This window comes from Rapidithrix thailandica, assembly GCF_039710355.1.
GTDB classification, from domain to species: domain Bacteria; phylum Bacteroidota; class Bacteroidia; order Cytophagales; family Flammeovirgaceae; genus Rapidithrix; species Rapidithrix thailandica.
In genome coordinates this window covers 67964-90946 of record NZ_JBDKWZ010000005.1, presented here as the reverse complement: position 1 = coordinate 90946, position 22983 = coordinate 67964, and the positions used below count along the sequence as shown (strand labels likewise).

The following is a 22983-nucleotide window of genomic DNA, read 5'->3' as shown; positions in this document are numbered from 1 at the left end:
TCAAAAAGAATATCACTTACTTTTTTCTTTTCGCATAAAAGCCTCCCGGCTTACAAATGCGGTTTGAATGCGCCTGGGGTCAAACAAGACTACTTCCTTCGTGTTTTCCGATAAACCATAAACCACTTGAGGGCCCGGATAAAAACGTACCGTGTTGTTCCGTTTTTCATAAAGGTCTTTCATGGTAATGACACAAAACGGGACTTGTTTTGCCAGACTGTCTCTCAAACTCGTATTTTCCAAATAATCATTTGCGGCTAAGTTGCCAAACATGGAGATATAATTATATACGGCAGCCGAGTCCAGTTTTTGCACCCCACTGACTTTGTAAAAAGAAGAATCGAATGCAATTTGAAAGCTTTTATCCGGACTGACAGGATAGTCTACCTGCAAATTCTTCATCGTACGGAAGGTGGTATACAACACTCGCTTGTCTCTCCACTCTCTTTCATTAATCCGGTATAATTTATCCAAGTTGATAAAATACCCCGGTACATACACCAGGTAAGGTGCTTCCCCCGGTACTTTGGCGTAAGTGTTCACACTGTCTCCATACAAGCTGTAGCGTTTCATCACTCCTTCCGCACCGAATACCTTCACATTTATTCCCTTCTTATTAAACTCTTGGTTGACTCCGGAAATGTTCTCTTCCGTCACGGGCCGTTTCACCTCCATATTTTGCATCACCGTTAACAGCGTCTGGATAGCTTGAGGAGCAACGGTATAGCGGCCATTCAGTTTCCAGTTTTGATCGCCTTGCCTGGTTAATTCATGCGTTCCCACCTCTATTCGCTGGATGTGAGCCGTATCATTTACCACAAACAGTTGCCCTTCTACCTGTACGCTCGACTGTTCTTCGGTCTGAATCAGAGAAAGAAAAACACCCGCTAATAAAAGAATATTAATGATGATAAGAATCTTAATTTTTGAAGTCATGATGTTTTGCCGTTTGACATTATTTCTTAAGAAATGACGATCCTTGTAAATACCTCTTTGTTGCCATTAGGCTTTGCGTTCGTATTTCCGCTTGCGCAAATAATACCGTCCGATCCCAAAAACAATAATCAAGGCTACCGGAAGGGCTACATTCAGTATTTGCCAATATATTTTTTCTTCGCGGACCCGCGGCATATCCAAGGGACGCAGCGTAATGGACTTGTTCCGGGATGCGATGAGTCCGCCTTTGTCCGTCATATACGACAAGGTATTCAGGATAAACTCTTTGTTAGACAATGACTGTTGCCGGAATGGGTCAAAGTCAATGGGCTGTACATTATTGTTGCGGGGATTAATTTCATTCCGGAGAATATCTCCATCGGAAAAAACCAATATTTTCGCCTGGTTTCCTTGTTTTACAATCTCAGTCCCTTCCGCTCCTTTGGGCGGAAAGCGGTTTGCATACAGAGATTTAAACTTTCCTTCCAGCAAGTAGGCTACCGGCAAATGTTGCCGGTTGTATAAATCGCGGTTGGCATCTTCCCGGATTTCGTTCAAGTCAATCATACTCGGAATGCCTTTTACCTGGGTATATTTGGAAGTGTATACCAAAGGAGTTTTAGTAACCCCTTCAGCCTTTACCGTATCAATGGTACTGAGAAACTTTCCATAAATCACATCCATGTTCCGGACGATAGGATGCTCGCTGAATTTGTTTAAATAGATATAATATACCCAAGGCAAAGTTTGTGTACGCGGGCGGTTTCCGAAGGTGCCCGTTACCACTTCTACGGCTCCGGCTTGTTGGTCTTTCAATAAGTCGATGTTTACCCGTACTCCATAGCGGAAAAGTAAGGGTTCGATATTCAAATCATAACCGAAAGCATAGGTTCCGCCTTGACTTATACTGTCCAGGTTCATCTGTACCTTGTCCATGAAAAACAGCACATTCCCACCACGCATCACATATTGGTCAAGTTTGAATTTGTCCAATTCGGAAAATTTCTTTTTGGGTTGAGCAATGATCAAAGCATCATAACGGCTTAGGTCGGTTTGCTCCAACCGGACCCTGTCCACAATATATCCTTCGGAAAGAGACGTGGTAATGTCTGCCGTTTGCACCTGATTCAACTCGTCATGCCCTTCAATAAAAGCAATGGATTTCTTTTGTGTAGCCACCAGTTGCCCAATGGCGGAGGCCAACTCAAATTCGATTCCTTCTACCGACTGGTTCAGTTGTTCTTGTTCGCTGGCCGCTTTGTTTCCTTTTAAAAGCAACACGGGCTTTTCCCGGTTTTTATATGTGATAATAGCTCCGGGAAAAAGGATTTGCTCTTTGCGTTCGCCTTCCACCACATCAAACACATTGGTATAAGGCAAGCCTTTTTGTACCAGTTGTTGATAAAACCGGTTACGAGCCTGGGCAGTCGGTGCTTCGTTGGGATCCGTAAATTTAAATTCCAGATTTTTCCCTCCGAATATTTTAAACTCTTCCAGGGTTTCACGGATGGCTTTTTGCAATCGCCTGAATTCCGAATTCAAATCTCCATCCAAATACACTTCCACATAGACAACATCATTCAAGCCGGAAAGTAATTCTTTACTGGCCCCGGAAATCGTATAGCGTTTTTCATCGGTCAGGTCCCAACGGAAAAACCACTGCCCCGAGTGAATATTAATCAACACCAACAGCAATACCAGTGCTGTATATTGCAGTATATCTTCCCACTTTTTCGGATTGTTTAACTTCATTTCTGTTTTTATAGTAATGAGTGGTTTGTGTTTTTTAAAGTTTGAGGGAGTGGAGTGTTAGTCAAAAATATATGCGAAGCAAGAAATTCCTTTTCAGTTTTTTCTTTCCCCTCTTTTCATCTTACCACATCTTCCCTTGATCAATTTCCAACCTAACTACCATTTCCGGCTACCCAATACCAACTTGGTCAAAGCCAACATCCCGGTAGCCATGCTAAAAAAATATATCAGGTTACGGGAATCCACCAAGCCCCGGCTTACCGAATTATAATGGTAGTCGATCCCTACCTTGGCCAGATAATAGGAATAACTGGCCCACACATCAATCGCTGCAATGGAAGTAATCCCTTCGTACAGCAAAAAACAAAGGAATACGGAAAATATAAAAGCTACGATTTGGTTATCGGTGATGGAAGAAGCAAAAACCCCAATTGCCGTAAACACTCCGGCCAAACAAATTAAGCCTATATACGAACCGGCCACCCCGGCTGAATCGATATTGCCCTGAGGCGAACCCAACTCATGTACCGAAAAATAATAAATGACAGTAGGTATCAGGGCAAATAGCACTAATAACAGACTTGAAAAATACTTGCCTAAGATGATTTCCCAATCGGTAAGCGGACGGGTTAAAAGCAACTCCATTGTACCTCCTTTCTTTTCCTCTGCAAATGTTCGCATGGTAACTGCCGGAATAAGAAACATAAATACGTAGGGTGCCAAGGTAAACAGTGGATCAAGGTTGGCAAAACCGTAGTTCAAAATACTGGTTTGTGGAAATACCCACGTAAACAAACCTATGCCTACGAGGAAAACTATAAGCACAATATAGCCTACCAGCGAATTAAAAAAACTGTTAATTTCTTTGATTAACACCTGAAACATATCGGTTTGAGGTTTGTTGATTAATTTGGTTTAAAAATCAGAAGAGGAAGACATGGAACGTTACACGACTCTTGATTTTACAAAGAGTTGATTTCAACTTTAAAAGTAATCAATAAAACTCTTAGACCTGCAAAATCAATACCTATGATGACTTATGATTTCCGGATCTTGTGAAAGGTAATTTTCTTAAGTGTAACTTTTACGTTATACCAGTCTCCTATTCCCCCCTTCCCACAAAAATATATTTTCCCATCGTACTGAAAAATTATTCCTCGAAATCAAAGCATTCCTCCTGAGAATGTGTAAAATTCAATTAGTTTTGTGCAAAAAATGTAATGGAAACAGGGACTCATGACCACCTTTTTCATTCTTTCCAGCATTCAAGATCAAAAAAACCATGTCAGATAATAAAGTTGTTTTTATCACCGGGGCATCCTCCGGTATTGGCCGCTCTATTGCGATGTACCTACATCAAAAGGGTTTGAAAGTTTATGGCACGACTCGTAAAACACCTCAGCCCGGACAGGAAGTATTTCCCTTGGTACAAATGGACGTTAACAATGAGGCATCGGTACACACCGCCATTCAAAAAGTCATTGAAAAAGAAGGCCGTCTGGATGTATTGATTAACAATGCAGGATTAGGCATTGCCGGGGCTTTGGAAGACACTCCCATCGAGAAAGTAGAGCAGGTATTTGACACCAATGTCTATGGAATTTTGCGCACTTGCCAAACCGTATTGCCTTATATGCGCCAACAACACAGCGGATTGATCATCAATATAAGCTCCATTGCCGCGCAGATGGGACTGCCTTTCCGGGGGATTTACAGTGCCAGCAAGGCTGCTGTGGAAGCTCTCACCGAAACCTTGAGCATGGAAGTAAAGCCATTCGGCATTCAAATTTGCTCCATCCAGCCCGGGGATTTCAATACCAATATCAATCAGAACCGGGTGGTGGCCGAAAGCCCGGAAAACTCTCCTTACAAAACACAATTTGAAAAGATTCATCAACAGATTCACAAAGAGGTACAACATGCCGGAGATCCTCAACAAGTAGCAAAACAAGCTTATCAAATCATCCAAAGCCGCCAACCTCAGTTAACCTATATGGTAGGCAAACCCTTACAAAAGCTCTCGACTCAGGTAAAAAAACTTGTAAGTGGCCGGTTATTCGAAAAGATTTTGTTGAAGCATTACGGGTTAAATAAATAATTCCGGAAAGAGCTAAGCATTTTGCGATAGTATGTCCTTTCGTAGAAACGGCATTTTATATAGCTTTTTTTGTACGTTTATCTGTTAAAAGCTGCTTCGTATGCAAAACATGAGTTGATTTATTGTTTACGAACAAAATTTTAAACAACTTCCCGGAGAAATTTATATATTGAAGTGAATTAAACTTTTTTTTTCCTAAAAAAATGCTTCAAAAACGCCTCTCCTCTGTGTTACTTTTTGCAACAATAGCTTTGGCTGTTCTTTTCAAAAAATGCCTTGATCAGCCGATTTTGATTCCGTCTTCGGTCAAAAACTATATGTGTAAACCGCTTCATTCATTGATCTGGTATTTTCCAAAAACTTTACTTTTTAAGACTTAAAAAAATTCCCTTTTATGAAAAAGGTCAATATCTCCAAGTGGAAACACACAGATAAAGCATTTTTCACAAAGGAGACTCAATGATTGTTTCAGAAGGTATTTTCTACAATCAGAAAAGAAAAACATTCTCTTTACTAATTACTAGCAACTTTTTTAGCTACTGTTTTTTAGAACCAATGAAAAAATTTATCATCACATTCCTCTTAGTAAGCACAACTCATTTCCTCCTTGCACAGGACTTCCATTGGGGGGTAAGGGCCGGAGCCGGTTTGTATAAAATCGACATCAACGAATTGGACATTTATGACGATACCCGGAAAAAGTTCGGTATTGATATCGGCCTGTTGGCTAAGTATGATTTTAATTCCCAAATCGGCATACAGATAGAACCAGGCTTCAGTCAAAAGGGATTTAAAGCCTCAGGTATACAGTCTTTAAATCAGGAACGCAATATTCATCTCAATTACCTTTCCTTACCTGTGTTATTCACCGTCAGCCCCTTTCAAAATTTTTCCTTTTTAGTAGGTCCTGAGTTAGACCTTTTGCTATCTTCCAGGGAGAGCTACGATGGACAACACAACGACCTGTCTACTTTTTTCCGGCAGACGGTAGACCTGGGCTTAGACCTCGGTATCAGTTACCGTTTGCTCACCCGGTATGGCGTCAGTGTCAAATATAATTACGGTTTCATGCCCTTAGTCAAAAACTGGAAGGTGGATAACAAAAGCAGTTCTTCCGGTTCCGACCTCTATAATCAAGGCTGGGTATTCAACTTGAGTTACTACATCCAGTAATAAAATTGTTTGGTTTAAAAGGAGAAGTTCCGAATGGATAACCTCTCCTTTTAAGAGTTCCGAATACCATCAGTCCCTTCAACTGGTTTTTTCCTCATTCATTTCTTCTTGTATCGTTTGAGCAATTTCTCCTTGTGAGATAAATTCTTCTACTTTCATTACCACTTCCGGATTACTCAGGATACGCGAATGCCCCCAACCTTTTGTCAACACCATACGGGAATCAGGCAAAACAAAATTCAGCCGTTTGCTCAAATCTACCGGAACTTCCCGGTCTTTATCATCATGGATTACCAAAGTTGGAAATTTTTTAGGTAAGCGTTTCACAATATTCAATGCATCAAACTCATGAAAGTCGCGTTGAAATTTCTTTTGGATATAAGTATACAAAGCCTTCTCGATAACTTTTCCACCCCGGATTTTCTCTAGAAACTGTTCTACGATAAAAGCCGAATCCGCCGGAACCCCAATAAGAACCACCCGCTCTGCCATTAAACCTTCAGACATACTATTTAACGTAACAATGCCTCCTAACGAATGTCCAATCACCGCATGAAAACCGCCCCACTTCCGGGTTAATTGATGTACTACTTCCGTCATTTCAACTACGTTGGTTTGCTTCCCCGAAGAAGCACCATGGGCAGGAAAATCCAAAGAAAACACATTATAGCCTTTATGTCTCAAGCTTTCCGCAAAATAGGCCCCTTGCAACCCTCTTCCGGCCCACCCATGTAAAAACAACACATTAGGCCCCTCATTTTGCCAATGATATAAATGCAACTGCTCCCCTTTATGCTCCATCATCGTTACCGAAGCTTGCTCCAGCACCTCTTTTTCGTAGGCTGTGGGATACGTTCTGAAGGGAGTCATAAACAATTTCACCCCCCAGTTACCCGCCAAGGCAGGTGATACAACTTCCAGTTTGGGCATTGCCCAACGTATACACCGTAATACAAAAGGAATCTTGTTTTTCTTTTTCATTTTTAAGACCAAATGGTCTGTTTTTAATTAAAAAAAGACAGATAATTAGTTGTAAGTGATGCCTGACAATCCCTTCAAAGGTTGAAAAGGGAATGGTCAATAGCTCTACTGTTCATTCCTATCTGTTATCTATCTCTATGAAAAAATTTCATTTTCCATATAATTTCTCAAAAAGCGCACGGCAAAGGTCATATGCTTATTTTGTTGACATGCGCGAGACATGATTAATGCCCCTTCCAAAGTAGACATGAACAAAGTCGCCAACTCTTCGCTTTTGACTTCCGGTTTGAACTCCCCGCTTTTTTTACCTTCCTCCAGTTTAATAATAATATATTGATGCAAGGTATTGACTGCTTCAACGGCCTTGGCGCGCAATACCGGGTGTGAATCAATGCTATCAATAGCGGAATTGAAAATAGGACAACCTCCCGAAATCACCGGGTCGTAACAAAAACTTTCGAACACTTCAATAATAGAATTCAGCTTTTGCCGGGCAGTACGGTCTTTATCCAGGCGTTGGCGAAACCGGCTCAACACCTTTTTATAACTGTAGTCAAAAGCAGCAAGGGCAATTTCATCTTTATTATTGAAGTGATTGTAAATCCCCCCTTTCTTCAAGTTGGTCGCATCCATAATATCCTTCAAGCTACAACCGTCGTAACCGAATTTATTAAACAACTCTGCTGACTTCTGGATAATGACTTCTCTTGTCGCTTCTCCTTTTCTCATATTTTTCAGACCGATTGGTTTGTAAAGGTAAAAGATATTCCGGGAGATAAAAATTTTTACGGGCTTAATTTATTCCATCCAGTTCCTTTTCAATTTAAGAGCATTTACATTACCCAAAGGCAGAAACCCATTTTCACAAACAATATAGCTTGTAGGCATGTTTATATTATTTTAACTTGTACATAACATTACCAAACCATTTTTTCACTAAAGTAACCGGGTATACTTTGGGTCTTACACTTTATTCATTTCTACTATTAATAGCCGGTTCTTTAACGGGCTTCATTGCGCTGTTGATATTCCTCCGTTTGGAAAGAAATGTCCGTTGGTTCGGGTGCCTGATGTTGGCCATAGCCCACTGGGCGGTGGCATATGGCTTCGAGCTTACTGCTAAGACTCTCCCACAAATGCTTTTTTGGATCAATCTGGAATATATCGGGATCGCGTTCTTACCGGCCATCTGGATGTTGGCTATTCTTAAGTTTTTTCACAAACAGGAATGGCTGAACCCACGTAATAAGTTACTCCTGTTTGCAATCCCTCTGATCACTTTACTCATGGTATGGACGAACCCCTGGCACCATTTACACTATGAGCAAATAGCCAAAGATATTCAGGGCGAACTTACTTTATTGGTGATTAAACCGGGGCCTTGGTATTGGGTCCATACAGCTTATTTCTACCTTTCACTCATTTGGGGTACATGTTTGCTCTTTGTTCAATTCAAAAAAGCCGGAACTATTTACAAAAAACAAATTGCCATTATACTCACCGGGGCCATCATTCCATGGTTGGCAAACTTGGTGTATCAAATGGACTTCCGTCCCTTACAACATATAGACATTACTCCTTATGCTTTTATTCTCACCGCATTGGTGATCAGTTTCGGTTTATTTCATTTCAAACTTTTTGATATTGTACCCATTGCCCGCGAAAAAGTATTTGAAGTAATGGAGGAAGGCGTTATGGTTATCAACAACCAAGGACGGATAATTGATTTGAATCCGGAAATGCAATCCATTCTATCCTCATACACTTCGGTGATCATTGGTATGGAATCCGAAAAACTATTCGATCAACAATCCAACTTGTTGCAAAAACTGAATAAACGAATCAATGACAAACTGGAAATTACCCTCAAAGAAGGGCCTTTAGTACGTTACTTTGAGGTGATTATCACACCTATTTTTGAAAAAGACCGCAAATACAGTGGCTCTGTGTTACTTTTCAGAAATATTACTTCCCGGAAATTATCCGAGGAAAAGCTTCAGGATCAAACACAGGAATTGGTGGAACTCAACCAATTAAAAGACCGCTTATTTGCCATCATTTCTCATGACTTGCGCAGTCCTTTATTAAGCTTGATGCATGTACTCCGTATGACGGATGAAGGCTTACTATCCGAAGAAGAATTCAAAACATACCTTCCACAACTTTCAAAAAACATAGACTACACCTCCAACTTGGTGGAAAACTTATTGTACTGGTCCAGAACGCAACTTCATGGAGAATCCATCAACCCCGAACATTTCAAAATCAAAGATATCATTGACAACAAAATCAACCTGTTTACTAAAAATGCTACTGAAAAGGGTATACGTTTGGAAAAGGACGTTCCGGATGACCTCCACGTTTATGCAGATGTAAACATGATTCAATTGGTCGTCCGTAATTTATTGGTCAATGCCATTAAATTCTCTAAAAAAGACGGAATTATTAAAATTTCAGCGGAAGCCGGACAGGAATATACAACCGTATGTGTCAGCGATACCGGAATCGGTATGACGAAGGAGGATTTAAGCAAGGTATTTGGCATAGAAACCTTTACCCAACGAGGTACCAGCAATGAAAAAGGCACCGGATTAGGCATATTGTTATGCATTGATTTTGTTGAGAAAAACCATGGGATGATTTGGGCAGAAAGCAAACCGGGCCATGGCAGCCAGTTTTATTTTACCATACCTAATGACGAGGCACCCAATACACAAACTCCTGCTACGTCTAGCCATTCGAAGCTACATTAAGCCTTGCAACACATTTATATATATCAGCTATTCACTTCAATCATCACCGCCCATCAAAGGTCTTGAGTGGTTCTCGTATAACTCTCCTTTTTTTATTTTCCCTTCTCCCTTCTTCTGTTAACTTTGTCCATGATACGATCAAAAAAGTATCCTTAACCCAACAAACGTAAAATAAAAGACATTGGAGAAGTTTCATTATGGTGAAGCCCGACTCACTGTAGGTCTGGCTTTAGAAATCGAACAAGGTCAGCGGCAGGGTATCATCGGCCCGGCTGCCCGTGAAAAAGTGCTCCGCAGCTACGAAGCGGTGCAAAATATTGTCAACAGTGAAAAAGTGGTGTATGGAATCAATACGGGCTTTGGCTCGCTCTGTACCACAATCATTTCCAAAGAAGACACTCAAAAATTACAGTACAACATCCTTCGCAGCCATAGTGTGGGTGTAGGCGAACCGGTGCCCCTGTCAGTCGCCCGGCTGATGATGATCCAAAAGCTTCACTCACTTTGCCAAGGCTATTCGGGCGTGGCATTATCGACTCTCGAAAGGATCATCTGGCATATTGACCACAACATTACCCCACTGGTGCCTATTCAAGGTTCCGTAGGCGCTTCTGGAGATTTAGCTCCCCTGGCCCACCTCTTTTTACCATTGATTGGTCTTGGAAAAGTTTGGTACAAGGGCCAGTATGTGGAAACGGTTGAAATGATGCAGGCTGAAAACATACAACCTATCGAACTGGGAGCAAAAGAAGGTTTGGCCTTAATTAACGGCACACAGTTTATTACTGCCTATGCCATCAAAGCTACCGAAAGATTGCTCAATTGCCTGGATGCAGCTGACATTATTGGAGCTATGAGTCTCGAAGGAATGCTCGGTTCCGTAAAACCTTTTGACGAGCACTTGCATCAACTTCGGGCTTACGATGGTTCGCAACATGTAGCGCATCGATTGCGCAACCTGCTCAGTGACTCGGAAATGATCGCCTCTCACAAAGATTGCGGTCGTGTACAAGACCCCTACTCCTTGCGCTGTATGCCTCAGGTACACGGGGCTTCCCGTAACTCTTGGCTCCATTTAAAAGAAATGCTGGAAAATGAGCTGAATGCCGTAACCGACAACCCGATCATTTTCAGTGAAGAAAAGACCATCAGTGGAGGAAACTTCCACGGACAGTTGCTGGCACTTCCGCTGGATTACGCCACACTAGGCGCTTCCGAGCTAGGCAATATCTCCGACCGGAGAGTTTACTTATTATTGGAAGGGAGCATTGTCGGTTTGCCTACTTTGTTGATGAAAAACACAGGTATCAACTCCGGTTTTATGATTCCGCAATACACGTCTGCGGCCTTGGCCAGTGAAAACAAAAGCTTGTGCTTCCCGGCCAGTGCCGATAGCATCCCTACTTCATTGGGTCAGGAAGACCATGTAAGCATGGGTTCCATTTCCGGAAGAAAGACCAACCAGGTGATCGATAACTTGGAATATATCTTGGCAGTAGAACTGCTCTGTGCCGCACAAGCCTTCGATTTCCGCAAGCCGCTCAAATCCAGCGTGGTTTTGGACGGTTGTCACCAGCTGATCCGCCAGCACATCGACCATGCCGAAGAAGACCGCATTTTTGCCAACGATATTGAAAAAACACATGAGATCATTGTTTCCAAACAATTGGTCAAACATGCCCACCAACTAGCCATTGACAACCACATAAATTTAAAAGGAGAACATCATGAATTATTCGGACTTTATTAACCAATACGCTAATCACCCCCATTATAAAGCGCCTCACGGCAACCGACTACACGCCAAATCCTGGCAAACAGAGGCCGCATTGCGTATGCTACTAAACAACCTGGATGCCGAGGTGGCCGAAAATCCGGACGAACTGGTAGTGTACGGAGGCACCGGACAAGCCGCCCGGAACCGTCAGTCCTTGGAGCAAATTATCAAAACATTACTCAAGCTGGAGGAAGACCAAAGTTTATTGGTGCAGTCCGGCAAACCTGTCGGAGTCGTGCGCACACATACAGAAGCTCCCCGGGTATTGATTGCCAACAGTAACCTGGTTCCCAAATGGGCTACTTGGGAACACTTCGAAGCGTTGAAGAGCCGCGGCCTGATGATGTACGGGCAGATGACGGCCGGTAGCTGGATTTACATTGGGTCTCAAGGAATTTTACAAGGAACTTACGAAACCTTTGCCGAATGCGGCAAGCAGCATTTTGGCGGAAGTCTCCGGCATAAGTTAGTAGTCTCTGCCGGGTTAGGCGGAATGGGAGGTGCTCAGCCTTTGGCCGCAACCATTGCCGGTGGTACTTTTTTAGGTGCGGATATCGATCCGGAGCGAATTAAAAAACGCCTGGAAACCCGCTACATCGACAAAATGACCTATGACTACGAAGAGGCCAAACGATGGGCTTTGGAAGCCAAAGAAAAAGGAGAAAATATTTCCATCGGATTGGTAAGTGATGCGGGAGATATGTTGGAAAAACTCATTCAAGATGGCATTGTACCCGAAGTACTCACCGACCAAACATCCGCACACGATCCGTTACATGGCTATATTCCTCACGGCTTAAGCTTGGCAGAAGCTGCTGAGCTGCGCAAAAAAGACCCCGAGGGCTATGTAGTACGCTCTAAAAAAAGTATGGCCCGCCATGTAGGCTTTATGTTGGAGCTGCAAAAAAGAGGAAGCAAGACTTTTGATTATGGCAACAACATCCGGGAGTTTGCCAAAGAAGGAGGCGAGCCCAATGCCTTTGACTTCAAAGGATTTGTTCCCGAATATATCCGCCCCTTGTTCTGCGAAGGAAAAGGCCCTTTCCGTTGGGCAGCCCTTTCCGGAGACCCGGAAGATATTTATACCACCGACCGCGCCTTGATCGAAGCCTTCCCGGAAAACAAACACTTGATCAATTGGCTGGAAAACGCCAAAGATAAAATTGCCTTCCAAGGTTTGCCTTGCCGGATTTGCTGGCTGGGCATGGGCGAACGGGAAAAAGCCGGGTTGATTTTTAATGAATTGGTACGCACAGGAAAAGTTTCGGCCCCAATCGTGATTGGCCGCGATCACCTGGATTGTGGTTCGGTGGCCTCTCCTAACCGGGAAACAGAAGGCATGTTGGATGGTAGTGATGCCGTGTCCGACTGGCCTTTGCTTAATTTAATGTCCAATACCAGTGGTGGTGCTACCTGGGTATCCTTCCATCATGGAGGCGGGGTAGGCATGGGATATTCTCAACATGCCGGAATGGTGGTATTGGCTGATGGTACCGACCGGGCCGAACGTTGCCTGCAACGTGTACTGCACAACGACCCGGCCATGGGCGTGTTTCGTCATGCCGATGCCGGTTATGGCATTGCTCAGAATTATGCAGAAAAATTTGATTTAAAACTCAAATAAAAACTGCCAGGCAGTAAAATAGAATTCAACCACCCTGCCATGCCGGGGTGGTCTTTTTTATCAAAACCGCTACTTATTTTGAAAAACATAAAACTCATCGGGCCTTTCCGGCAAATACTCACCATGGCCAACTTACCGGAAGGCGGTCCTATCAAAGACGATTCCTTAGAATTAATCGAAAACGGAGGGGTACTTATTCAGGGAGAGCATATCCTGAAAGTTGGCACCTACAAAGACCTTTATCTGGATGCGGTGCAGCAAGGAGCAAGTATCGAAGAAGTTGAGGAAGAGACGGTACTTTTACCCGGCCTGATTGATTGTCATACTCATATGTGCTTTGGCGGCTCCCGCCACCGGGACTATTCCCTCCGGGTAGCCGGGGTCACCTACCAGGAAATTCTGCAACAAGGAGGAGGGATCCACGATACCGTTCAAAAAACCAGGGAAGCCTCTCAGGAAGCTTTGTCTGTGATGCTCCATCAGCGCGCCAACCGTCATTTGCAAGACGGAATCACTACCTGTGAAGTAAAAAGCGGCTACGGTTTAAGTGTCGATGCCGAATTAAAAATGCTACGGAGCATTCAAGAGGTAAACTCAAAACATACTTTGGACATGGTATCCACTTGTTTGGCTGCTCATGTATGCCCTAAAGAATTTGACGATAAGCAAGCCTATTTACAACATATCGTTCAGGAGTTGTTACCCAAAATACAAAAAGAAGGCCTGTCAGACCGGGTGGATATTTTTGTAGAAGAAGAAGCTTTTAATGTCGAGATTTCCCGGGAATATTTGCGACAAGCCAAAGCCATGGGATTTCAACTTACCCTCCATGCCGACCAATTCAGTACCGGTGGGAGCCGTCTGGCCGCGGAGTTAGGCGCCTTGAGTGCCGACCATCTGGAAGCCAGTGGAGAAGAAGAAGTAAAAATATTGGCAAAAAGCGGAGTAATGCCTGTGGTCTTGCCCGGGGCTTCTTTAGGCTTGGGCATGCACTTTGCCCCCGCCCGGAAAATTCTCGATTGGGGAGGTCCGTTGGCCATCTCTACCGACTGGAACCCCGGCTCGGGTCCTATGGGTGACTTATTGGTACAAGCCTCTCTCTTAGGAGTATATGAAAAACTCAGTATGGCCGAAACCTTGGCTGGCATTACGGCCCGTCCGGCACAAGCCCTGGGACTCCAAGACAGAGGAATTCTACAAGCTAATAAACTGGCCGATATGGTAGCTTTCCCTTGCGGGGATGTCCGGGAGATTTGTTATCATCAAGGCAAAATGAAACCCGTCAAAGTTTGGAAAAGGGGAAACGAAATACACGGTAAAAATTAGATATGGCACTTGTGCAAAGTAAGAAAGAGGTAGTGGTGATTAACCGGTACCTCTTTCTTTGATAAAGAAGTGAATTAAACTTTTTCTTTTTCCTAAAAAATGTTTCAAAAACCATAAGTTTAAACCACTTCAAAATTAAAATCTTCAAAAAACAAACAATAAGAAAAGCCGCAACAGGGCTTTTCATCAAAGTGCATCACCGTTTTTTTAAATAAAAAAGTTATTAAAAGGCTATTTTGATGCCTTATAAATTGATTTTTCTGAGGTTTATACTTTTTCAAATTCACCGGAAAATGTATACTTGTAAATATTTATCACAATTCAGCGGGTTTTACTTTGTCTGTAAATTCACTATATTTTAGTACACTTTTTATTTTTTGCAGGGTCAAACCATAATTTTTTATCTTACAACCCTTTTTGGAAACTTCTGCAAGAGACTTGCTAACAAGAATTTAAACCAACCTGGCTAAACGTATTTGTTTTTACCAGAAAACAAACAAATCCTATCATACTAACATCAATATTGTGTTTAAACACTTGCTTTAAGCACAAGTAAAACTTATAAACTTACAACGAATACGCCACATGAACCCCTTGTTGTATTTGTGGATATTGATCGTACTATTTCCTCTAAGTAGCACTTCGAAAGCTTTCGATGATACTTTGGATGCCATGCAGATCCTACAACTTTTGGATTCTGCAAAGGCCTATACGTACCTGGATATTGACCGGGCGGACGATTTGATCGATTCGGCCTATCAACAATCCGTGCAGCATGATTACTATCAGGGAATAATCCGCTCCAAAATTTCCAGAGCTTATCTACTTTATAAACAATCGAAATACGAAGCTTCCCTCTATCTCTACTCCGAATGTCTTGCAAACAGTCAAAAGCACCAGTACACTCGAGGAATCATAGATGCCTATTATGGAATTGGCAATGTTTTTTCTGCATTTTCCCAGTATAGTTTGGCCTATAAAAATTACTTAAAAGCTTTGAAACTTGCGGAAGAGATTCACTATAAGGAAGGGGTCGCGGGCAATAAGAATGCCCTGGGAGTGATCAGCTTACACTTGCAGAATTATCCGGATGCTCTTTCGTTTTTGCGACAATCGGTTGTAACCTTTGAACAACTGAAACATGTCCGTAGTGCAGGGATTGTCTATAACAACATAGGCCGGACTTATTATAAAATCGGACAATTGGATTCGGCTCATTGGTATTTTCAAAAAGCGCAACAATACTTTGAAGAAAGCAAAACTTACCGGAATTACTTTATCAGCGATATTCATTTTGCCAAACTTTTCTTACTTCAAAAAAACTACATTCTGGCCATCGCACATGCAGAAAAGGGTTTGCATTATTTTACCGAAGAGTATAACAATGTAAAATTACAATACGAAGCTTTGGAGGTATTGGGCAAAACGTACCTGGCAATGGGAAAGGTCAATAAATCCGAAGAAATTTTCTTAAAAGCATTGGGCCTCACTTCTCAAGGAGAATTTTTGGCAGAGTTAGTACAAACTTACCAGAATTTAAGCCTATTATATCACCAAAAAGGAGATTATCAAGCGGCCTATCAGGCGCTCACTCAAAACCAGAAATGGGCCGATTCTCTCGCCATCCATCAAAACAATCAATATGTTAAAGCTCTTCAATTAGAGTTTAACATAGAGCAAAAAAATAAAGAAAACGCTCTCCTCAAAGCTCAGGTCGAGCAACAATTATTGATTTTAACAGCCATTGGGATTGTCTTACTCTTCTCTGTGCTACTGGCTATACTGATTTACCGGTTTTATCATAGAAAAAAGATACTCAACCGGGAGCTGGTTGCTTTGAATATAAAGTACCTGGAACAAAAAGAGCAATTGGCCGCAATGACCGAAGAACTCTCCAATCAGAATGAGTATATTTCACAAATGAATATCGATTTGGAAAAAAAAGTCATGGAACATACCTTGGATTTGCGGGTAAAAAACAAACAATTGGAAGAGTATGCTTACTTCAATGCCCATAATGTACGGGGACCTTTGGCTCGCTTACTCGGACTTATCAATTTATTAAATTACGGAATAGCAGACCTACACAATGATGGCATTTTAGAAAAGATCCAAATTACCGCACAAGAGCTGGATGAGGTGATCAAAAGTATTAATCATATTCTGAGAAAAAGAGAGTCTACAATGCAACCAGACCTTTAAGATTCCTTCCGGAGGAACATCTTAAAGGTCTGGTTTCTTAATCTTCATAACAAGAAAAGAATTCTACAAAGCCGCTTCGCTCTTTTCTTCTTCCACAGCTTCCGTCCTTGCATTCACTAATGTATCCGTCATATTCTTCATAGGCGAGAGGGAATCTATCTTATTAGTGGTTAACAGCGTTTCTTCCGGAACACTGGCATCAGGCAAGTTGACCGGAATGGCTATTTGATAGCTTTTTTTCTTGTTTTTAATATGAAGAGACTTATCGCGCAACCAAGGGTTGTAGAATTTCAAGGTTTTATAACTCACCCCTTCTTTTAATGCAAAATCCACCAAGTCAGGAATGGATTCTTGCACTTCCACATAACGCAAGTCTTCAGGATAATACAAATTTTGTTTTTTCAACTTGAAGTGATATTTATCTGTATTTTCAAAGATCTCCTTAATCGCCAATATTCTGAAAACGTAGCGGGCAGTTTCGTTATTCAAAGCCAAGTCATAATACGAATCGGCTTTTTGCCTATTTAAAGACCGTTCCACACCGGTAATCCCCATATTGTATGAGGCCGCAACCAATGTCCAACTCCCGAATTTTTTATATGCTCGTTTAAGGTACTTCGCAGCAGCTTCCGTTGATTTAATAGGATCGTACCGTTCATCTACTTCACTGTTGATTTCCAAATCGAATTCCTTTCCGGTTCCTTTCATAAATTGCCAAAAGCCGGTCGCTCCCACTGGAGAAATCACATTGGTCAACGCACTTTCGATGACTGCCAAATATTTAAAATCGGCAGGAATACCGTTTGCTTCCAATATTTTTTCAATGCGGGGAAACCAACGGTTGGCACGCTTTAACATCAAGTACGTATTTGAGTGCCAAAACACATTTGCATGCATTTCCCTGTCAAACCGTTCCCGCACTTCGTGTTCTTTTAAAGGGGCTGGTTCTCCGCAGAACTCCACATATTCAGGCAAATCAATGTTGAATGCCTCCATGGAATAGCGGAGTTCTGCATTGATGGGCGGTTCTTTTTTTTCAAATTTTTCATAAAAATGATACCCAATCAATCCCAGCAAAATGATCAATATAGCCGTACTTTGAATGTTTTTCAAGTGTATTAGAAATTTGGTGACAATAAATATTTAGAATAGAACTCATCAATCACTTTTACAGCTTCTTCTGAAGAGTCCACAATGTTAATGAGATCCAAGTCGCCCGGGCTTAAGTTCCGTTCTTTTTCCAGGACAACCCCTTTGATCCAATCAAACAGGCCTTGCCAGTAGTCTCTTCCGACCAATACAATTGGGAAACGTCCAATTTTCTTTGTTTGTATCAGCGTATACGCCTCAAATAATTCATCCAAGGTACCCAGTCCGCCAGGCATCACAATGAATCCTTGAGAATACTTCACAAACATGACTTTTCTGACAAAGAAATAGTCAAAGGTAATCAATTTATCCGGATCGATATACACATTGCTTCCCTGCTCAAAAGGAAGAACAATATTTAAACCCACCGATTTACCATTCTGTTCACGGGCTCCTTTGTTCCCCGCTTCCATAATTCCCGGGCCGCCTCCTGTAATCACCCCGTAGCCATGCTTCACTAACATGGAGGCAATCTCTTCGGCTTGTTTATAATACTTGTGGGTTTGGGGGGTTCGGGCAGAACCAAACACCGAGACACAGGGCCCTATTTTGGCCAGTTTTTCAAAGCCCTCGACAAATTCGGCCATTACTTTAAAAATGACCCAAGAATCTTCACTCTTGATTTCATTCCAATTTTTGGTTTTAAAAGCTTTCAGGATTTTACTTTCCTGTTCGTCAAGAGTAGCAGTATTATGATTATTAGTTTTCATAAGGCAATACGAGTTAGTGAAAAAATTGAATTTTTACAGGTTCAAACGGGAAAAATCATTCAATACGGCTAGTATTTTTCGATACTTCGTGAGTAATTAAAAATAATAAATCAATACGGGTTTTTAAGTAAAAATTTAAACTATTTCCACCAAAACCCTAAAAACAGGACTCAAAAGTCCCAGAAAAATAAAACGAGAAAATCGTGAAAAGTGTTCAAAACATCTATGAGACTTAGTAGCGGTACCGCGTAATTGTATCCGGAGTTTCCTACCAACCCTTTAGTATACACGCTTTTGCACACTGTCAAAATACCACTTATTTCCAATAGAACGTATATGCAACTCATGTTCATGGGAGAAAGGCATGGAATAGCTATGAAATATGCCATTCAGATAGTTCAAGCGGCCGATCCCCAAGCGCCCCTTCCATTGGCGAATCTCTTCCAGAGGTTTGGAATCGATGAGTGCTTTTAATGAATTCATCTCTTCACTAGAGGGAATATAGCGATTAAAAAGCTGTGTGTCATTGTTCTTGATTGCCGTAAGGATAGCCTTTACGGTATTTTTCCGATCCGATTGATCTATATGTGTCAATTCATACTCCGGCTCTTTTCCTACAATAACCTTGTACTGTAGCGTTTCAATGCCATTCAAATAGATCTCAAACCAATAAACGCCCTCTTCTTCAAACACATAATGCAAGGTATAAACTCGCCCTTCTTTCCCTAAAGGGACCCGCTCGGATTTGACGACTCCGTAAAAGTTTTCCGGACTTTTAAAAATAAACGCCTTCTCCACCGGAGCTTTTGCCTCAAAAGAAATTGAGACACTTTTGGTTGTTTGTATAATTCCCTGTTTAGAAAAAAGCCGGGTCAATTGATTATAAAAATACCCTTTGGCTATCCGGGGAAGATTACAAAGTTCTTCTTTCTTCTTTTGAGGATTCAATAATTGCCATTGATTTTCTTCCGGTATATGGTCAAAAATAAAATATTCCGGAGGGCATAAATAGTAATAATCATTCAGTTCCTTTTTGAAGGTCTGTGTATGATATTCTACGGTTCCGCTAGCCCAGGTCACGTCCAATAAGTACCAATCGCCCTCGATTTTCACAGCACTCCAGGCATGATTGGTTTGATAAAGCGCCCCTATCTGGCTGATATGTTTCCGGGCAAAGCCATATACCGTTACGGCTTCGATCCCTGCCAACCGGCACAATTCTTCAAACAAGGCCGAATACCCTTGGCATACGGCTTTTTTCTGACGCATCACTTCGGCTGCAGATTTCTTTTCGTAACCACTGGAAAAGAAGGTTTGAGTATCATAGCCCACGTTTTCCGTGATCCAAATAAAAAAAGCTCTTACTTGTTCATATTCTCGGGAAAAACGGTGGCTGATCAATTCATTGAGTTGTTCCGGGGTATGTATATCTGCGGAAGGAAGTGAACGGACATATTCATCGACAAGGCGGTAATCCAGTAAGCGCAGGTCACGTTGAAAGGCTTGTAGTGAACTGCTATACAACAATAACCACAGACATAACAAAGGGATTTTCATCTTAATTTACATCATTAAACTGGTTAAAGATTACCGTCAGTTCATTGCATCGAAAGGCCCCTTATTTTGAAAGAGTTATCTCTATTGGGAAGATCTTCTCAATACCTCCAAGGGAAAAAGTAGCCCACGATATAAGATCGTTGTAAGATGATGAGCGCAAAGCAACTCTCTGTTATTTGATTAACGCAACCCCTATCATACAGTTCAAACATTTCTTGCTCCGGCAAAAGTTATTGTACAATTCCAGAGAAGCCTGCGAATCAAAAGCTGTCTTTATGTTCATTCCACTATCTTGCCAAGAAGAGGTAATTTTATTTTTTTCCGCAGGCAATTGCTCTAAAATTGCAATAGCCCGTTCCATCATCTGGGGATAATCTTTGTACAAGCTATAAGCCGCCAATAGAGGAACTATGGTATTGATAAGCAGGTTGTCAATACTTCCTTGGCCCATCCCCCGGAGGGCTTTTTTAGAGGGTTTATCCAACATATAGTGCTTCTGCCAATAGGCTGCAGGTTCTATGGCAAACAACCGCCGGAGTTCGGAGAGTTCTTTTGTAAAAAGCAATTTTGAAAACAACCCCTTCTGAAAAGCAATCAAACGGGCAAACTGGGCCAGACGCACACTGGGAAAATTAGCTGGCCGGAGTCTTAAAAACTTCCATTCGTGCAGTTCCACTCGAGTATACAATTGATACTTATGGGCTAAAAACCGGTATTCCCGCTTTAGCATTTTAGCATAAGCAGTATGCAAATCGCCACCTAACATATTGGCTTGCCCAAATACCAACGCATCTATCTGGGTTTGTGAAGGAGAATGTCTCAACAAGATTTTCAAAGGAAGTGAAAAAGCCAATTTCTCAAACGGCTCCCTGTTTAACTTAAATCCAAAGTTTTGCGCCAATAAGCAATACGCAGTGGCTTCCCAATCTTGCTTACATCGTTGTAATAACTCAAGGACTTGCCCGGCTTTCCTGTACAAACGCTCCATTAAGGACTTATCCAACATATTGGTGATGGCAAGGGATGGTACTTGGGTAAATTGTGATTTACAAGCCGGAACTTGCAGTGTTTGTGCTAATTCCCGGTACTTTTCAATCAAGCCTTCGGATACTTTGCCTGCAAGAGCCAATACGGGAAGCAATGTTCGGTCGGTACGATGTACTTCCTTGTCATGCTTCCAAACTACATGTAAAATTACGTTTTGATAAGCAGGGTCGCTTTCATGACGGTGTTGAAACCATTCCGAAGACTGATAATGTATTTCTACATTTCCTACCCATTCAATATTGCCAATCTTGATTTTTGCTTGTAAAAAGTCCGGGCCGGCATTTGTATTCAAAATGCCCGGATGCAAAATAGTCAATGGTTGTCCGCAGAAAGTGTATAAGTCTTGATGTGTAAAATATTGGAATTGCCAAACGAATTGTAAAAACGCTTCTTGCATATCACTAAAGTTTTATGCAAAAACTCCATAGCGTCTGTATAGTTAACCCAACCTGGGCCATCAGAAGTAAGAATTTGCCTGGCAAATTAAACTTTTGCTACTTACAGGGAGCTGCCCTTTATCAAAAAGAAACGCTCTTATCTTCTTATTTGGAAGTTTTTTAAGATTTCCCTGTATGATCTATGGAAACCCTTACCTCTGTACCCGGTCCTTTCTTTTAAATACCAATATATCCCATTGGTGGTGTTTTTTTTGACTTTAAAAAATCTTCATTATTTCCGTTGTTACAGAGCTACAAATTACAAATTACACAACAAATAACATTAAAATTTATCAATTTTATAAATATTAATTTATTTTATTGAAAAATTTGTAATAAAAGATTAAACCCTTTTAATTTGTCATAAAATTAATCAGTTCTGTAACATTGTAGGGTGATGAAACTGGCAGCCATGCCCTCCGGTCTCGGGGGTGGAGAATTTGGGATAAATTAATGGCAAGCAGATGATTTGGCAAAATTCACCTGCCTGCTATTGACTAACCGCTCCGTGAAGGTTCGAATCCTTCCCCTACAGCTTTTTCAAGGCAAACAAACGGTTTGCTTTATTTAAAATATTACTATTTCACTGTAGGGTGATGAAACTGGCAGCCATGCCCTCCGGTCTCGGGGGTGGAGAGTCCGGGATAAACTGATGGCAAGCAAATGATCTGATCTATGTCGTTTCATTTGCTTGTCATTATCTAACCGCTCCGTGAAGGTTCGAATCCTTCCCCTACAGCTCAATAAAAAAGGAATTCTCTCTCAAGAATTCCTTTTTTATTGCAGAACTATTTCTGTTCTATTACATAGAAAAGGGCAGGCTTATAACGGCCCACCCTTAAGTATTTGGCAAAAGAAAAACCTCACTTATTTAGTAATCTTCATTTTCTCCTTGAGAGGAAACAGGCTCTTCTACTAATTGTTCGCTTTCCATTTTGATATAATCCTGAATAACCGTAGCCAACGGAAAGGCTTCTCGTAGACGGATATAGGCACTATGTGCTTGAATTTTTGTTAAATAGTTGCCTACTTTCACCTTATAGTTTGGCTGTTCGTATTCCGTTTTTACCCGTACGGCAAAGCTTCTCAACAACTCATCCTCCAAAGCCCTGGCCCGTTCCCGGTTACGCCCGGAGTAGATCAGCACCCTGTAGCCTGGCAAACGGGTAATTTCCCCGTTGCGAATCGCCATCTGTTCAATTTTATGATCTACTTCCTGGGTTATATCCATTTCCGGTTTTGGCTCCACCCAAGCCTGCTCCGAAGACAATTCCTCCAGTTCATTTTCCAGTTCGGCTTCTTTAGGAGGATCAAACTTTACCTGATAAGGACTCAAGTCATCCCGGAAATTCGTTGCCGTAGGCACTTGTTGACTTTTACAAGCCATCAAAAACCCCAACAAAAGACTGATATATAGACAGTTATTTTTCATCAAAAGAAGTTTAGTGCGATTTAGAATCG

17 protein-coding genes are annotated in these 22983 nt (G+C 41.7%); 7 read left to right on the top strand and 10 right to left on the bottom strand.

Going from position 1 to position 22983, the window contains the following annotated elements:
• Positions 1-12 precede the first annotated feature (12 nt).
• The 3 genes from AAG747_RS09940 to gldF form a co-directional block, all read right to left on the bottom strand.
• Complete coding sequence (locus AAG747_RS09940) at positions 13-936, bottom strand: hypothetical protein (protein ID WP_346821011.1); 924 nt, start codon at positions 934-936, stop codon at positions 13-15.
• A 66-nt stretch (positions 937-1002) separates the two neighbouring features.
• The gene (gene gldG, locus AAG747_RS09935; protein ID WP_346821010.1) at positions 1003-2688 is read right to left on the bottom strand and encodes a gliding motility-associated ABC transporter substrate-binding protein GldG; all 1686 of its coding nucleotides are present in this window, start codon (positions 2686-2688) and stop codon (positions 1003-1005) included.
• 156 nt (positions 2689-2844) lie between these two features.
• Positions 2845-3573, bottom strand: a complete 729-nt coding sequence (gene gldF, locus AAG747_RS09930) for a gliding motility-associated ABC transporter permease subunit GldF (RefSeq protein ID WP_346821009.1) — start codon at positions 3571-3573, stop codon at positions 2845-2847.
• Positions 3574-3970: 397 nt separating this feature from the next.
• Here gldF and AAG747_RS09925 point away from each other — a divergent pair, with 397 nt between their 5' ends.
• Both AAG747_RS09925 and AAG747_RS09920 read left to right on the top strand, forming a co-directional pair.
• On the top strand, positions 3971-4786 hold the full coding sequence (locus tag AAG747_RS09925) for an SDR family oxidoreductase (RefSeq protein ID WP_346821008.1): 816 nt from the start codon (positions 3971-3973) through the stop codon (positions 4784-4786).
• A 555-nt stretch (positions 4787-5341) separates the two neighbouring features.
• Positions 5342-5959: a porin family protein gene (locus AAG747_RS09920; RefSeq protein WP_346821007.1), complete on the top strand. Its 618-nt coding sequence runs from the start codon at positions 5342-5344 to the stop codon at positions 5957-5959.
• Positions 5960-6037: 78 nt separating this feature from the next.
• On the opposite strand, the gene AAG747_RS09915 is transcribed toward AAG747_RS09920, so the two are convergent.
• Entirely contained in the window at positions 6038-6940 is a 903-nt protein-coding gene (locus AAG747_RS09915) for an alpha/beta fold hydrolase (protein ID WP_346821006.1), read from the bottom strand.
• A 135-nt stretch (positions 6941-7075) separates the two neighbouring features.
• Positions 7076-7669 (bottom strand): TetR/AcrR family transcriptional regulator, encoded by a 594-nt coding sequence (locus AAG747_RS09910; RefSeq protein WP_346821005.1) that lies wholly within the window; start codon positions 7667-7669, stop codon positions 7076-7078.
• 227 nt (positions 7670-7896) lie between these two features.
• Here AAG747_RS09910 and AAG747_RS09905 point away from each other — a divergent pair, with 227 nt between their 5' ends.
• The 5 genes from AAG747_RS09905 to AAG747_RS09885 all read left to right on the top strand — a co-directional run bounded on the left by AAG747_RS09905 (position 7897) and on the right by AAG747_RS09885 (position 16622).
• On the top strand, positions 7897-9693 hold the full coding sequence (locus tag AAG747_RS09905; RefSeq protein WP_346821004.1) for a sensor histidine kinase: 1797 nt from the start codon (positions 7897-7899) through the stop codon (positions 9691-9693).
• Positions 9694-9874: 181 nt separating this feature from the next.
• The gene (gene hutH, locus AAG747_RS09900) at positions 9875-11443 is read left to right on the top strand and encodes a histidine ammonia-lyase (protein WP_346821003.1); all 1569 of its coding nucleotides are present in this window, start codon (positions 9875-9877) and stop codon (positions 11441-11443) included.
• Positions 11421-13094, top strand: coding sequence for a urocanate hydratase (hutU, locus tag AAG747_RS09895; protein WP_346821002.1), 1674 nt, complete (start codon positions 11421-11423; stop codon positions 13092-13094). The genes hutH and hutU overlap by 23 nt, the downstream gene beginning before the upstream one ends.
• A gap of 78 nt (positions 13095-13172) precedes the next feature.
• Positions 13173-14420 (top strand): imidazolonepropionase, encoded by a 1248-nt coding sequence (gene hutI, locus AAG747_RS09890; protein WP_346821001.1) that lies wholly within the window; start codon positions 13173-13175, stop codon positions 14418-14420.
• A gap of 585 nt (positions 14421-15005) precedes the next feature.
• Positions 15006-16622 (top strand): tetratricopeptide repeat protein, encoded by a 1617-nt coding sequence (locus tag AAG747_RS09885; RefSeq protein ID WP_346821000.1) that lies wholly within the window; start codon positions 15006-15008, stop codon positions 16620-16622.
• 63 nt (positions 16623-16685) lie between these two features.
• On the opposite strand, the gene AAG747_RS09880 is transcribed toward AAG747_RS09885, so the two are convergent.
• From AAG747_RS09880 to AAG747_RS09860, 5 genes are all read right to left on the bottom strand, one after another.
• The gene (locus tag AAG747_RS09880; RefSeq protein WP_346820999.1) at positions 16686-17735 is read right to left on the bottom strand and encodes a lytic transglycosylase domain-containing protein; all 1050 of its coding nucleotides are present in this window, start codon (positions 17733-17735) and stop codon (positions 16686-16688) included.
• 5 nt (positions 17736-17740) lie between these two features.
• Positions 17741-18481 carry an LOG family protein gene (locus AAG747_RS09875; protein ID WP_346820998.1) on the bottom strand — a complete coding sequence of 247 codons (741 nt, stop codon included), beginning with the start codon at positions 18479-18481 and terminating at the stop codon, positions 17741-17743.
• Positions 18482-18760: 279 nt separating this feature from the next.
• Complete coding sequence (locus AAG747_RS09870) at positions 18761-20038, bottom strand: transglutaminase domain-containing protein (RefSeq protein ID WP_346820997.1); 1278 nt, start codon at positions 20036-20038, stop codon at positions 18761-18763.
• A 172-nt stretch (positions 20039-20210) separates the two neighbouring features.
• Entirely contained in the window at positions 20211-21482 is a 1272-nt protein-coding gene (locus AAG747_RS09865) for a DUF2851 family protein (protein ID WP_346820996.1), read from the bottom strand.
• A 911-nt stretch (positions 21483-22393) separates the two neighbouring features.
• The gene (locus tag AAG747_RS09860; protein ID WP_346820995.1) at positions 22394-22954 is read right to left on the bottom strand and encodes an SPOR domain-containing protein; all 561 of its coding nucleotides are present in this window, start codon (positions 22952-22954) and stop codon (positions 22394-22396) included.
• Between the last annotated feature and the right edge of the window lie 29 nt (positions 22955-22983).